The sequence below is a fragment of the Spinactinospora alkalitolerans genome (assembly GCF_013408795.1).
Lineage (GTDB): Bacteria > Actinomycetota > Actinomycetes > Streptosporangiales > Streptosporangiaceae > Spinactinospora > Spinactinospora alkalitolerans.
Genome location: NZ_JACCCC010000001.1, coordinates 1,391,564 through 1,405,312, shown reverse-complemented (window position 1 = coordinate 1,405,312; position 13,749 = coordinate 1,391,564). Strand labels below are relative to the sequence as shown.

Annotated in this window: 9 protein-coding genes; 4 read left to right on the top strand and 5 right to left on the bottom strand. The window is 73.3% G+C overall.

Features of this window, described 5'->3' with window-relative positions; translation table 11 throughout:
* Nucleotides 1-85: 85 nt before the first annotated feature.
* Nucleotides 86-1,258: a homogentisate 1,2-dioxygenase gene (locus HDA32_RS06300; RefSeq protein WP_179642308.1), complete on the bottom strand. Its 1,173-nt coding sequence runs from the start codon at nucleotides 1,256-1,258 to the stop codon at nucleotides 86-88.
* Nucleotides 1,259-1,356: 98 nt separating this feature from the next.
* On the opposite strand from HDA32_RS06300, the gene HDA32_RS06295 reads away from it, so the two are divergent.
* A complete protein-coding gene (locus HDA32_RS06295) occupies nucleotides 1,357-2,103 on the top strand; it encodes a phosphotransferase (RefSeq protein WP_179642307.1) in 747 nt (248 codons plus the stop codon).
* A 215-nt stretch (nucleotides 2,104-2,318) separates the two neighbouring features.
* Here the strand turns inward: HDA32_RS06295 and HDA32_RS06290 are convergent, their stop codons facing one another.
* Nucleotides 2,319-4,001, bottom strand: a complete 1,683-nt coding sequence (locus tag HDA32_RS06290) for an FAD-dependent monooxygenase (protein ID WP_179642306.1) — start codon at nucleotides 3,999-4,001, stop codon at nucleotides 2,319-2,321.
* 84 nt (nucleotides 4,002-4,085) lie between these two features.
* A complete protein-coding gene (locus tag HDA32_RS06285; RefSeq protein WP_179642305.1) occupies nucleotides 4,086-5,045 on the bottom strand; it encodes an MBL fold metallo-hydrolase in 960 nt (319 codons plus the stop codon).
* A 255-nt stretch (nucleotides 5,046-5,300) separates the two neighbouring features.
* Between HDA32_RS06285 and HDA32_RS06280 the strand changes: the two genes are divergently transcribed.
* The 3 genes from HDA32_RS06280 to HDA32_RS06270 all read left to right on the top strand — a co-directional run bounded on the left by HDA32_RS06280 (nucleotide 5,301) and on the right by HDA32_RS06270 (nucleotide 10,046).
* Nucleotides 5,301-7,079, top strand: a complete 1,779-nt coding sequence (locus HDA32_RS06280) for a gamma-glutamyltransferase family protein (protein WP_179642304.1) — start codon at nucleotides 5,301-5,303, stop codon at nucleotides 7,077-7,079.
* Nucleotides 7,080-7,259: 180 nt separating this feature from the next.
* Nucleotides 7,260-7,985: an IclR family transcriptional regulator gene (locus HDA32_RS06275; protein WP_179642303.1), complete on the top strand. Its 726-nt coding sequence runs from the start codon at nucleotides 7,260-7,262 to the stop codon at nucleotides 7,983-7,985.
* A gap of 723 nt (nucleotides 7,986-8,708) precedes the next feature.
* Nucleotides 8,709-10,046, top strand: coding sequence for an IS4 family transposase (locus HDA32_RS06270; RefSeq protein WP_179641472.1), 1,338 nt, complete (start codon nucleotides 8,709-8,711; stop codon nucleotides 10,044-10,046).
* A 25-nt stretch (nucleotides 10,047-10,071) separates the two neighbouring features.
* Here HDA32_RS06270 and HDA32_RS06265 read toward each other — a convergent pair whose 3' ends face one another.
* Both HDA32_RS06265 and HDA32_RS06260 read right to left on the bottom strand, forming a co-directional pair.
* Complete coding sequence (locus HDA32_RS06265; RefSeq protein ID WP_179642302.1) at nucleotides 10,072-11,259, bottom strand: C40 family peptidase; 1,188 nt, start codon at nucleotides 11,257-11,259, stop codon at nucleotides 10,072-10,074.
* Nucleotides 11,260-11,377: 118 nt separating this feature from the next.
* On the bottom strand, nucleotides 11,378-13,096 hold the full coding sequence (locus HDA32_RS06260) for a bifunctional 3'-5' exonuclease/DNA polymerase (protein ID WP_179642301.1): 1,719 nt from the start codon (nucleotides 13,094-13,096) through the stop codon (nucleotides 11,378-11,380).
* Nucleotides 13,097-13,749: the final 653 nt, after the last annotated feature.

Below are 13,749 nucleotides of genomic sequence, written 5' to 3'. Positions count from 1 at the left end.
CGCGGAAGCGCCCCGGAGCAAATCCCCTGCCCCGGGTCGGCCCGATCACACCACCCGGTCCGGCAGGCCCGGCCGCCCGGCGCCGTCAGCGGGCCCAGGTCCAGGCGTAGCCGGGGTCCTCGGCCCGGCGGCCGGCCGGGCCGAGGCCGAGCGGGCGGAAGGTGTCGATCATGACGGCGGTCTCCGAGGTCTGCCGGGCGCCCAGCGCGGCCTCGACCGCACCGGGCTGGGGACCGTGGGTGAACCCCGCCGGGTGCAGCGAGATCGAGCCGACGTCGATGCCCGACCCCCTGCGCGCGGCGTAGTCGCCGCCCACGTAGTACATGAACTCGTCACTGTCGACGTTGTGGTGGTTGTAGGGGATGGGCACGGCGTCGGCGTGGAAGTCCAGCGGGCGCGGGCAGAAGGAGCACACGACGAAATTGGGGCCCTGGAACGTCTGGTGGACCGGCGGCGGCGCGTGCGTCTTCTTCACGATGGGTTCGAAGTCGTCGATGTTGAAGGCATAGGGGTAGAGGCAGCCGTCCCACCCCACGACGTCGAAGGGGTGGTGCGCGAAGGTCATGCGGGTCAGGCCGCCGCGGGTGCGCACCAGGACCGGGGTGGGCGCCTGGGCCTCGGGGCCTTCGGCGAGCAGCGGTTCGGCCGGGGCACGCAGGTCGCGCTCGCAGTAGGGGGCGTGCTCCAGGAACTGTCCCTGGTCGGACAGGTAGCGCCTGGGCGGGCGGATGTGCCCGGCGGCCGCGATGACCAGCGCGTTGACGCGGCCGTGCGGCACCCAGCGGTGGATGGTCCCGGTGGGCACGACCACGTAGTCGCCTTCGGCGGCCTCGATGGCCCCGTAGGTCGACTCCAGCCGCACCGACCCCGACTGGACGTAGACGGTCTCGTCGCCCACGGAGTTGCGGTAGAGCTCGCTGGCCCCGTCGACCGCCGCGAAGCTGATCCGCACGTCGTCGTTCGCGGCGAGCAGTTGCCGGCTCCCCACGAGGTCGCCGCCCGCGGGCAGGTCCTGGGTGCGGAAGCGCCGGGGCGCCAGCGGGAGATTCGGCGTGACCTCGGCGTCGGGGCCGCCGGGTTCGGTCACGGGCTCGGTCTTGACGATCGCCGTGGGCAGGTGGCGGTGGTACAGCAGCGAGGAGTCGGAGGAGAACCCCTCCTCCCCCATGAGCTCCTCGGCGTAGACGCCCCCGTCGGGGCGGCGGAACACGATGTGGCGCTTGCGCGGGAGCTCGCCGACGGCGCGGTAGTACGGCATCGCGGGGTCCTTTCTCGGCCGGCGCCGCGATCGGCGCCGGACCGGTCGCACGGACGTGCGCTCGCGCCCGTGGGCTTGCGGTCGTGCAGAATGGGCGGATGGCCGAGGAGCTGCTGCCGGGCGGCCGCGTCAACGAGGTCGTGCGCGTTGGTGCCACCGTACGTCGCCGCCCGCCGGAGCGGGCGGCGTACACACGGCGCCTGCTCGGCTTCTTCGAACGGTGCGGCTGGAGCGGGGCGCCGCGCTTCCTGGGGACGGACGACCGCGGCAGGGAGGTCCTGGGCTTCGTCGAGGGGCACGTGCCGTGGCGGATTCCGCGAGCGCCGGACGTGGACGCCGACGAGAGCCTGGTCCGCGTGGCCAAGCTCGTCCGGGAGTTCCACGACCTGACGGCGGGCACCGCACTGGCCGCGGGCTCGGAGGTCGCCTGCCACAACGACCTGTCCCCTAAGAACACCGTCTACCGGGGCCCGGACGGCGGGCGGCGCCCGGTGGCGTTCATCGACTGGGACGCCGCCGCTCCGGGCGAGCGCGTCCACGACGTCGCGCACGCGTGCTGGCAGTACGCCGGCCTCGGCCCCGACGGGGCCGGCGTCGCGGAGGCCGCCCGGCGGGCCCGGCTGCTCTGCGACGCCTACGGGGCGATCGACCGCCGCCGGCTGATCGGAACGGTCCTGTGGTGGCAGGACCGCTGCTGGAGGGGGATCGAGGCCGGGGCCGCGGCCGGCGATCCGGCGATGGCCGGGCTGCGGGAGTCCGGTGCGGCGCGCGCGGTGCGCGAGGCGTGGCGCTGGGTCGACCGGCACCGCGGCGAGCTGGAGGCCCGATTGTCGGACCGGCGCTGAGCCGGGCTCCTTCTCCGGGCCTGCGCGCCCGCCCAGACCCCCACCGTCCTCGCCGCCGCCTCCCCGCCCGAGGCCACCCGACGCCCGGCAGACCGCAAGGCCGCACAGCGGGCCTGGGCCGCCCCCGGCCCCATGACCGGATTCCGCACAGTCGACGAAAGCCTCGGTAAGGGCCTGCGGTGGGGTGTTCCCCGGCCGTCCGGAGCGGTGCGCGTTCACCGCAGCCCTTCGGGCACCGCGGCCGGACGGCCGCAGGCGCGGTGGACCGCAGCAAGCACCGCGTCGGCGTCGTCGGCGGGCACGACGGCGCACAGGTGGGCGTCGGGGCGCACCACGTGCGCGGTCGTGCCGTCGCAGCGCAGCGCCGCGGCCAGGGTCCCGGTGGGGTCGATGTCGTCGAGGGCGAACGCGCTCACCGGCAGGTCGGCGCCTGCGAGCGCCGCGGCGAGCGCGCGGGCCCGGCCGGTGCGGGCGGTCAGCACGGTGAAGCCCGGACCGAGCAGCCGGCGCAGCCGGACCGCCTCCGGGCGGCCGGCCACCCGGCACGGGCCGTCGGGGCAGATCACGCCGGGCACGGGCGGGCGGGGCGCGCCGGCCTCGGCCGGCACCGCTTCGGGCGCGGCCGGCACGGTGGTCAGCCGCGATCCGGTGTACCAGTAGGGCTCGGCGAGCTTGCCGGAGTCGATCCGGGACCGCGCCCCGGGATCGGTGACGGCCAGCTCCAGCGCGTCGCGGCGGCGCCGCCGGTGCTCCTCGTCCTTGGGCACCAGGAACCGCATCGTGTCGCCGGTGACCCGCAGGTTCTCCTGCGCCGCGGCCCAGCGCTCCTCGTGGTAGCTCTCCAGCAGCGCCTCGGCCGCCGCGGGGGACGGGCCGGCGCGCACGACCGCCAGCTTCCAGGCGAGGTTCTCGGCGTCCTGCACGCCGGAGTTGAGCCCCCTGGCCCCGAACGGCGCGTAGAGGTGGGCGGCGTCGCCGGCGAGCAGCACCCGGCCGTCGCGGAACCGCTCGGCGCAGCGCTCGTGGAACCGGTAGACCGAGGCCCACACGATCTCGTAGGGCCGCTCCCCCACGATCTTGCGGATCCGCTCCTCCAGGGCCCCGCTCGCGCGCTCGGCCTCCAGGTCGTAGCCGTCGGGCACCTGCCAGTCGATGCGCCAGGTGGAGTCGGGGCACTGGTGGACCAGCACCTGGCGCCCGGGGTTCCACTCGGGGTCGAAGTGGAACCGCCGCTCGTTGGGGAAGGGCAGTTCGGCGCGGATGTCGCAGATGAGGAACCGGTCGGCGAAGGACTCCCCGGGGAAGGCCGCGCCCAGCAGCTTGCGGACGGCGCTGTGCGAGCCGTCCGCGCCGACCAGGTGGGTCCCGCGTGCGCTCGCCGGGCCCGCGGCGCCGTCGGTGTCGGCGCGCACCCCGTCGGCGTCCTGGCTGAGGCCCACCACGCGGCGGTCGTAGCGGATGGTGACGAGCGGTTCGGCCTCGGCCGCGCTCAGCAGTTCGCGCTCGACCCGCGCCTGGGAGATGTTGATCCACGGCGGCAGTTCGGCGTCGAACGCGCCGCCGCGCCTGGGGAAGGTCACGGTGCGCAGCTCGTGCCCGCGGTAGTAGGTGCGCGCGGTGGTCCAGGTGGTGCCTTCGGCCAGCAGCGGGGCCGCGGCGCCGAGCCGGTCGAAGGTGTCGAGCACGTCGCGCTGGAAGCAGATCGCCTTGGAGCCGCTCTCGTGGAAGTAGGCGGCGTCGCGCTCCCGTTGGGCCTCCAGGACGAGGCTGGGCACGCCGAACCGGGCCAGGGCGAGCGCGGCGCACAGGCCCACCGGGCCGGCCCCGGCGATCAGCACCGGGTCGCCGGGCGGGGCGCCGTCACCCGGTGCGGTGGGCGGCGGGACAGTGGGCGTCATGGTCACTCCCGTCTGATTCTGTTCCGGTGCCGGGGTTGCGCGCCGTCCTGGCCGTGCCGCGGCTCCTCCCGCGGACGGACGGCGTCAGCCCTGGAGCCGGGCCCACACCTCGCGGTCGCGTTCGGCGGTCCAGACGGTCGGCCGCTCCACGCCGTCGTACTCCTCCCACAGCCGCGCGACGTCGAACGGGAGGCAGTGCTCGAAGATCGGCCAGCGGCCGAACTCGGGCGCCAGCGCGGTGTGCGCGGCCTCGAACGCCTCCCGCAGCGTGCCGCCGCGCCCGTGCACGGCGCCGACCCGCTCCCGCATGACGTCGAGGAAGCCGCGGGTCTGTTCGACGGCGGCGGCGCAGGCCTCTCTTCCCCTGGCCACCGCGCCGCGGCCGCCGACCAGCGCCTCGGCGCCGAACCCGGCCACGCGGTCGAGCGTGCCGGTGGCCCAGTCGTGGTGGAAGGCGTCGCCGGTGTAGAGGGCGGCCTGGGCCTCGACGAGGTCGCCGGCGAACAGGATCCTGTGCTCGGGCAGCCATGCGACGATGTCGCCCTCGGTGTGCCCGCGCCCGCAGTACTGCAGGACGAGGTCGCCGCGGTCGCCGCCGAGGTCGATGGTGAAGCGGTCGGTGAAGGTGGCGGTGGGCCAGGTGAGGCCGGGGATGGACTCGGGCTCCTTGAACAGCCGCGGCATCCGCCCGTACTCGCTGTCCCAGTCGGCCCGGCCGCGTTCGGCGATCAGCTCCCGGGTGCGCTCATGGGCGACGATCACGTCGGCGCCGAAGGCGTCGGCGCCCAGGACCCGGACCGCGTGGTAGTGCGAGAGCACCAGGTAGCGGATCGGTTTGTCGGTGTGCTCGCGCAGCCTGGCGAGCCATTCCCGTGCCGCGACGGGTGTGGCCAGCGCCTCGAAGCAGACGAGGAAGTCCTCGCCCTCGATCGCGCCGACGTTGGGATCGCCCTCGGCCGTGAGCGCGTAGACCCCGTCGGCGAGCACCTCGAGTGTCTGCTGCTTCGCATCGAGGTCGGCGGAGCTTGCGAACGGCTTACCCATGCACGGCACCTCTGATCGATTATCGAACCTAAAGCTCGCTTTTGGAATCATGCTAAATGTGACGCACGCCACCGACAAGGCGCGCCGACGGGTTTTTCCCGGCGCGTGGAGTCAGGGGGAGTCAGGGAGGCGGTGCCGGTGCCCCCGGACCCGTGGACGGCATACCGTGTACTGGAATACCTCGGATCGGTAACCTGGCCACGACCTGAGGGCCGTCCGGCCCATCCGGCGCACCGACAGGAGGCGGACCACCCCATGCCCGACTTCACCACCCGTCCCGAGCTCCGCGGCCGATTCGGCATGGTGGCATCCACCCACTGGCTGGCCAGCGCCGCGGGCATGTCGGTACTGGAGCGGGGCGGCAACGCCTTCGACGCGGCCGTGGCCACCGGGTTCACGTTGCAGGTCGTCGAGCCGCACCTCAACGGACCCGCGGGTGAAGTGCCGATCATCTTCCAGGCCGCAGGAGGCGGCCCCACCGTGCTGTGCGGGCAGGGCCCGGCGCCCGCGGCCGCGACGCCCGATGCGTTCGCCGGGCTGGACCGGATCCCCGGCAGCGGGGTGCTGCCGGCCTGCGTGCCCGGCGCCTTCGACGCCTGGCTGCTCCTGCTGCGCGACCACGGCACGATGCGCCTGCGCGACGTGCTGGAGCACGCCATCGGCCACGCCCGGCACGGCTACCCGCTGATGCCGCAGATCGTGCAGAAGATCGCCGAGCTGGAGCAGGTGTTCACCCAGTGGTGGCCCTCCTCGGCAAAGCTGTACCTGCGCGGCGGCACCGTCCCGTCCGCCGACTCCTTCCTCGCCAACCCCGCGCTGGCAGCGACCTACCAGCGGATCGTGACCGAGTCGGAGCGCTCGGCGCGCACCAGGGAGGGCGAGATCGACGCCGCCCGCCGGATGTGGCGGGAGGGCTTCGTCGCCGAGGCGATCCTGGACTTCCTGGCCGCGCCGGTGCCCGACGGCTCCGGCGAGTCCCACCGGGGCCTGCTCGGCGGGGACGACCTCGCCGGCTGGCGCGCCTCCTACGAGGACCCGGTGAGCCTGGACTACGCCGGGCGCACCGTGCACAAGACGGGACCGTGGGGCCAGGGGCCGGTGTTCCTGCAGCAGTTGCGGCTGGCCGAGGCCCTGGGGACCGGTGAGTCGGACGTGCTCTCCCCTGAGTTCGCGCACCGGGTGATCGAGGCCGCCAAGCTCGCCTTCGCCGACCGCGAGGCGTGGTACGGCGACCCCGGCTTCACCGACGTCCCGCTGGAGGCGCTGCTCTCGGCCGACTACGCCGAGCGCCGCTCCGGGCTGGTCGGCGAGCAGGCATCGCTGGAGCTGCGCCCCGGCGACCCCGACGGCCGCACCCCCTACCTGCCCGAGCTCCGGCTGGCCGGGGAGACCGAGCGGGCCGCCGGCACCAGCGGCGAACCGACCGTGAACCGCGCCGGCGAGCAGCGGGGCGACACCTGCCACCTCGACATCGTGGACGCGCACGGCAACATGGTCTCGGCCACGCCCAGCGGCGGCTGGCTGGCCAGTTCCCCGGTGATCGAGGAGCTCGGCTTCCCGCTGGGGACCAGGGGCCAGATGTTCTGGCTGGACCCGCGCTCCCCCAGCATGGTGGCCCCGGGCAAGCGCCCCCGCACGACGCTCACCCCCACGCTGGTCACCCGCGGCGGCGAGCCGGTGATGGCCCTGGGCACGCCGGGAGGCGACCAGCAGGACCAGTGGTCGCTGACCTACTTCCTGCGCCTGGTGCACGGAGACATGAACCTGCAGGAGGGCATCGACGCCCCGATGTTCCACACCAACGCCTTCCCCGGCTCCTTCGACCCGCGCGAGACGGCGCCGGGGGAGGTGGTCGTGGAGTCCAGGTTCGGCGAGGCCGCGATCGCGGAGCTGCGTCGGCGGGGGCACCGCGTGGTGGTGTCGGAACCGTGGTCGCTGGGCCGCCTCTCCGCGGTGAGCCGCGACCCCGAGAGCGGCGTCCTGCGCGCCGCGGCCAACCCCCGCGGCGCCCAGGGGTACGCGATGGGGCGGTAGGACCTCGCCGCCGACCGCGGAAACCGCGCCTCCGCCGTTGAACCAATGTGATACGCGCTACATTGATCCGCTTGAGGCGCATATCGTTGTGCGATTATGGATCACGAGCATGCCCAAGCGAGGGAAATCACGAGTTTCTCGCGACTCGGTTCATGAAATCCGATTCATGAGGAGAAGTGCATGACGGAAGGCGTCGGCCCGGCCGACCGCGGCCGGCGGCCCGACTCCGCGGGAACGCGCTCCCAGACTCTGGACCGCGGGATCCGGGTGCTGGAGGCCCTGCGCGACGCTCAGGCCCCCATGGCCATCGCCGAGCTCGCCCGGTCGCTCGGGGTGCACCGGTCCATCGTCTACCGGATCCTGCGCACGCTGGAGGACCACCGCCTGGTGAGCCGCACCGCCGACGGCGCCTACGAACTGGGACTCGGACTGCCGATCCTGGCGCGCGGGGTCCGCCACGACCTGCAGTCCGCCGCACTGCCGGTCCTGTCGCTACTGGCCAACGACCTCGGCAGGACCGCGTTCCTGGTGGTGCCGAGTGGGAACGAGGCGATCACGCTGCTGACCGTGGAGCCGCGCCAGTCCGTCGCCCACATCGCCTACGCGCCCGGCATGCGCCATCCCCTCGACCGGGGCGCCCCCGGGCTGGCCGTGCTGGCGGCGTGGCCTCCGCGGCCCGACGAGCGCCCCGAGGTGGCCGAGGTGCGCTGCCGCGGCTGGGCCTACTCCCGCAGCGAGGTGCTGCCGGGGATGTCGGCGGTGGCCGCCCCGATCCACTCGGCGGCCGTGGTGGCGTCGGTGGCCACCGTCTACCTGGAGACCCCCGTCCCCGGCGGCCGCAGCCGGCAGGAGTTGGGGGAGCGGGTCCTGGCCGCGGCAAAGGAAATCATGGTTGATTTGCCGTAGGCCGCCGTGATTTCGGCTATTTTAGGACTGATGCCGCAACGGCGTTGGTCTCTTGCCAAAGCGGCCATGTGCGGCTTATGTTGACGCGGTAGCAAGCGCAGCTCCATTACCGAGGGCGTCGACCGATAATCGAATAGCCTCGCGCAGGGACCGTTTCGCTGACAACCCCCTCCCTCAGCGGCACGCCCTGCCCTCCCTCCTGCGGAGCCAGCCTTCCCCTCCCGGTTGGCCTGAGGCAGGAGACGGAAGGGGCCGTGTGGCGCCGGCGCGGCGTGGCACGGCCCCTTCGCCATGTGTGCGGACCGGACCGCCGTGTCCGCGCCCTCACTCTCCGGAGGTCTTTGGCCTCAGCCCAAGGACGGAGCCCGCGGTGATCGGGCGCCGGTGCACGCCGCCCCCAGCCTCAAGGGGTCGTGAAGCCTCAACCCAAGGAGGGATCCGCGGTGACCGGGCGATCCTCTCGCGCGGCCGAAGGCCCATAGACGGAAATCGCCCACCCGCACGCCCTCCCTCCTGGGGCCGGCCTTACCAACCCCCTGGGGTCGAGGAGTGCTCCCACGCGTCTCAGGCTCTCGACAAGGCTTCAGCGCACGTCTAGTCGCAATGCCGTTCAGTTAGGGGCTGATGTGCCTTGTCAACCCCGGCCCCTGCCCCCTGGAGCATGAAGAAGGGGTTCCCTGGTAGAACAGTCATCTCTCACAACGCCTGTCACCAGGGAACCCCTTGCCCGACCATTGTGCCACGACCCGCGAAGTCCGCTCCGCCCCCAGCGTCTTCGCCCCCGGCCACCTGGGAGAACTCACCCAGATCGTGCCCTTCGAGATGGTCGACGCCGTGCTCGCCGAGCGCGGCAGACACCACCAGCGACTCCGTCTCCTGCCCGCCCGCGTCGTGGTGTACCTGCTCCTGGCAGGTGGACTGTTCGCCCCCTTGGGCTGGACCGCGATCTGGCGCAAACTCACCAGCGGCCTGAACCTGACCCCCCGCCCCACCGCCTCGGCGCTGTTCTACGCCCGCAAACGCCTGGGCCCCGCACCCCTCAAAGCCCTGTTCACCCTCCTGGCCGACCCCACCCACACCGCCCACCGGTTCAAAGGGCTGCTGGTGTGCGCCATCGACGGCACCCTGCTGGACGTGCCCGCCTCAGCAGCCAACCGGAGTGTGCACCGCTCCCAGGGAGCGACCCGCTGGGCCGGGGCGGGCTACCCCCAGCTACGGCTGCTGGCCCTGGTAGCGACCGGCTCGCGCGCACTCCTGGCAGCCACGTTCGGCCCCGTCCGCCACGGCGAGACGGCCTACGCGCCCGCCCTGTGCCAGGCGATGGGCCCAGGCCGGCTGGTCCTGGCCGACCGCGGCTTTGACGCCGCCACCGTGCTGGAAGAGTTCACCGCGACCGGAGCCGAGATACTCGTGCGCATGAGCGCCGGCAGCAACCCCCGACGGCTACGCCGACTCAAGGACGGGACCTGGCTGGTCATGCGCGGCAAGCGGCGGCTACGGCTGATCGAGGCACAGATCACCATCGCCACCGGCCAGGGCCAAAGCACCGGCCGCTACCGGTTGGCCACCACCCTGGTCGACGTCGACCGCTACCCGGCTACCGACCTGGTGGCCCTGTACCACCAGCGGTGGGAGATCGAGACCGCCTACGGTGAGCTGAAGTCCTCCCTGCTCGGCCGCCGGGTGCTGCGGGCCAAGGACCCCGAAGGGCTGGAGCAGGAGGTGTGGGCGCTGCTGGCGACCTACCAGGTGGTGCGGTACGCGATCGCTGACGCGGTGACCGCCACCGGCCACAGCCCGCTCCAAGCGAGTTTCACCGTGGCGGTCGAGGCCGCCCGGGACTGCTTGGTCCGGGCCGAGAACACCATCGCCGGCGAGCGGGTCGACCTGCGGGGGGTGATCGGGCAGCAGGTGTTGGCGAACCTGCTGCCCCAGCGGCGTCTGCGGACGGCGCCGCGGGTGGTCAAACGCGCGATCTCGAAGTACCACGCCCGCTCCAACGGGGTAGACCGCACTACCTACAAAGCCACCGTGGACATCACGGTGTTGACAGAGCCCTGACTTCCTTAACTGAACGGCATTGCGTCTAGTCGGCGGCGTGCACGCGGACGACGCCGGCCATCTTGGCCGTCCGCACGTCGGTGACCTTGACGACGTCGCCGGTGCTCGGCGCCTCCAGCATCCTGCCGTCGCCCAGGTAGATCGCCACGTGCGAGATGTAGTCCGGGGCCGTGGGGTCGCTGCGCCAGAAGATCAGGTCCCCGCGCCGGGCCTCGTCGTAGTCGACGTGCTCCCCGGCCCACCACTGGTCGTGCGTCACGCGGGGAACGGCCACGCCCGCGCGGGCGAACGCCCACTGCACCAGGCCCGAGCAGTCGAACCCGCCCTGCGGGGTCTCACCGCCCCACACATAGGGCACGCCCAACTGCGACTCGGCCGCGGCGATCATCTCCTCGACCGTATCGCCGCCGACGGCCGCGCCCTCGGCCCCGGCCGGGCGGGCCTCGGGCTCCTCGGCCAGCAACTGCAGGCCGACGTCCTCGCCCAGCACCTCGGCGAGGTCGTCGCGGACCTCCCACAGGTCGGCGTCGGGCGCCGAGATCACCAGGGCGTTGCCCTTGGGGAAGCCCAGGTCCTCGGCCACCTCGCGGGAGATCAGCCCGTCGATGCCGGCCACGCCGGACGTGGCGTGCGTCCAGACCTGGCGGTCGACCTCGCCCTTGCCGCCGGCCACCGTGATCTCGCTGCCGACGTCGAGGCCGCGCTGCTTGCCCACCTCGTTGGAGAGCGCGATGCGCCCCTCGGCGACGCCCTGCCAGATCTCGTCGGACTCGGCCGAGGGCTCGGGGGCGTAGTTGCGGAAGGACGAGGGGTCCACGCCCAGCACGCTGGTGGGCTCGCCGTCGATCCGCACCCTGGCCGCGTCCACCACCTCGGCGGAGGCCACTCCGTCGAGCTTCGCGACCTCCTCGACGGTCTCCTCCGACAGCCCTTCGGGCGCCACGGCGAAGTACTCCCGGGAGCGCGCCTCGCTGAACGGCTCCACCTCGACGTCGCGCTCCAGGTCGCCCTCGTCGGCCACCTCGGGGGCGGACGGCTCCGGCGACTCGCCCGAGGCGCGCGCCGACGCCCCGTCATCGCGGCCGACGTCGATCGGCGGGCGCGGCTGGACGTTCGGACGCACGTCGTCCGCCCATGCCGGAGCGCCGAACGCGCTGAAAGCCACCGCGAAAGCCACCGTCGAACCCGCACAAGCCGACAGACGATGCCGCACCCTCGAACCCACCTTCCAGCGCGCTGCCACGTTGGGTACAAGGATGGGTCCAAAACGGGCGGGTTTCAAGCCGCGAAAGCATGAACGACGCGGCATCCGGCCGCCGCGACGCGGCGCCTCACGCGTCCGCGTAGCACTCCACCACCGCGATGTCCAAGGGGAACCGCACCTCGGTCGCGCCGAACAGCAGGTGACGGGTCTCGACCTCGGCCCCGCGCAGCACCTCGACCGCCGAATCGACCGCGGCGCGCGGGACGTGCAGGACGAGCTCGTCGTGCTGGAAGAAGACCGTCTGCGGAACTCCGGCGCCGGGATCGAGCGCGGCGAGCCCGCGCCGCACGGCGGCCATGAACACCAGGGCCCATTCGGCCGCCGTGGCCTGGATGACGAAGTTGCGGGTGAACCGGCCCCGTTCGCGCGCCGCACGGCCGGCGGGGTCGCCTTCATCGGAGTCCCGCCCATCGCGCCCGTCCGGGGCACCGGACCCGGCGTCGCCCAGCACGATGCGCCGCCACATGGGCGAGGGCGGCGGGCAGGTGCGCCCCAGCCAGGAGCGCACCAGCAGCCCCTCCTCCCCCGCCCGGGCCGCGGCGTCCACGTACTCCATCGCGCGCGGGAACGTGCGCCGCATGGTGCGCAGCAGCGGGGCGGCGTCCCCGCCGGTCTGGCCGTACATGGCGGCCAGCACGCCGATCTTGGCCCGCTGGCGGTCGCCCTCGAACGCGCCGGCCAGGCGGGCGTAGAGGTCGTCGCTGCCGGCCGCGGCGGCGAGCGCGTGGTCGCCGGAGACCGCGGCGAGGATGCGGGGTTCGAGCTGGCCGGCGTCGGCGGCGATCAGCGTCCAGTCGGGGTCGGCGACCACCGCGCGGCGCACGACCTTGGGGATCTGCAGGGCCCCGCCGCCGCGCGTGGCCCAGCGGCCGGAGACGACGCCGCCCACAACGTAGTCCGGCCGGAACCGGCCATGCTGGACCCAGGTGTCCAGCCACGTCCATCCGTTGGCCGAGTGCAGCCGGGCCAGCTCCTTGTAGCGCAGCAGCAGCGGCACGACGGGGTGCTCCACCCGGCGCAGCACCCACGAGCGGGTGGAGGGGACCGGATGGCCGATGGCGGCGAACGCCCTGAGCAACTGGGCCGGGGAGTCGGGGTTGACCTGGCGGCCGAACGCGTCGCTGATCCGCTCGGCGAGCTCGGCCAGCACGCCGGGGCGGGCGCCGGCGGAGGGGCGCGGGCCGAGCTGCTCGGTGAGCAGCTTGTCGTGGACGTCGGCGCGCCAGGGCACGCCGACGTGGGCCATCTCCACCGCTGCCAGGGCTCCGGCGGACTCCACGGCCGCCAGCAGCGCGAACCGGTCGGGACTCGGGAGCGCGGCGATGCGGCGCTGCTGGTCGGCGTGGACCTCGACGAGCGCGGCGAGCCGGTCGACGTCGGGCGGCAGCGTGGAGAGGTCGGGTTCGAACAGCGTCGCCTGGGGGACGACGCCGGTGCCGGGGTGGTGAGCGAGGTCGGGCGGGACGTCGCGGCCGTGCAGCCGCGCCCACGCCGCGCCCAGCGAGCGCGCCTCGCCGAAGCGCCCCTGGTGGCCCAGCAGCAGCGCCTCGACCAGTGCGACGTCGTGGCACCGGCCGATCCGCAGCGAGTGCTCCATGAGGGGCGGGTAGACCTCGTCGGTGGACGCCCACACCCACCTCGGCGACTCCGCCGCGTGCTTCTCATAGTCGGCGATGGCGCCGGCGAGGTCGCTGACCCGCCACAGGCTCGCCTCCGACACCCCGTCGGCGGCGAGTTCGCGCAGTCGTCCCCCGCCCTCTCCGTCCGGGACCACCGCGATGCGCATGCTTCCAGTGTGCTCCTCTCCAGTGACAAACGGACCCATATCCGCGGGGGAACACGCGGGTGCGCCGGACCGGGAAGGGCGCAGCTGCGCCGATCTTGAAGTTGTCGGGGTTATCGCAGCGTTTTAAGGCCCGACAACTTCAACTTGGGTTTGAACCTCGGGCCCGGGACGGAGTGGGCGCGCGGGTGGCCCCCCTCCTCGACCCCAGGGGGTCGTGAAGGCCCGCCCCAGGAGGGAGGGCGGGCCGACACCGTGGACGCAGGCCGACACCGCGGTTTCGGCCCGGCGCCCAAGCAGACGGCGTGGGCGGCGCGGCGCCGGTGCGATCCCTTTCATAGGCCTTCGGCCACGCGAGAGGATCGCCCGGTCACCGCGGATCCCACCTGTGGCTGAGGCTTCACAATCCCCAGAGGCCAAGGTCAAAACTCACGGTCAAGATCGCCGAGAGAAGCGCCGCACAGCAGGCCTCCGGTAACCGAACCGCAACCGATGGCCACCGACGGCCCCACCGGACTTCCGCAGAACTCGGTACTGAGGTTTGCAGAAGTTGTGCGGGGTGGGATGGCGGGGAGGCTGCGGCGGGAGCGCGGCCCCTTTCCTCGGGCGGGATGCTTTATCGCCGCCGGTGGGCCGCGCCCCGCCGCCGAAGCAGA

What these genes read in the sequence shown, in the direction of transcription:
- HDA32_RS06275 (WP_179642303.1), top strand. Translation starts at nt 7,260, where the DNA reads ATGACGGAAGGCGTCGGCCCGGCCGACCGCGGCCGGCGGCCCGACTCC.
- HDA32_RS06290 (WP_179642306.1), bottom strand. Translation starts at nt 4,001, where the DNA reads ATGACGCCCACTGTCCCGCCGCCCACCGCACCGGGTGACGGCGCCCCG.
- HDA32_RS06280 (WP_179642304.1), top strand. Translation starts at nt 5,301, where the DNA reads ATGCCCGACTTCACCACCCGTCCCGAGCTCCGCGGCCGATTCGGCATG.
- HDA32_RS06300 (WP_179642308.1), bottom strand. Translation starts at nt 1,258, where the DNA reads ATGCCGTACTACCGCGCCGTCGGCGAGCTCCCGCGCAAGCGCCACATC.
- HDA32_RS06260 (WP_179642301.1), bottom strand. Translation starts at nt 13,096, where the DNA reads ATGCGCATCGCGGTGGTCCCGGACGGAGAGGGCGGGGGACGACTGCGC.
- HDA32_RS06295 (WP_179642307.1), top strand. Translation starts at nt 1,357, where the DNA reads ATGGCCGAGGAGCTGCTGCCGGGCGGCCGCGTCAACGAGGTCGTGCGC.
- HDA32_RS06285 (WP_179642305.1), bottom strand. Translation starts at nt 5,045, where the DNA reads ATGGGTAAGCCGTTCGCAAGCTCCGCCGACCTCGATGCGAAGCAGCAG.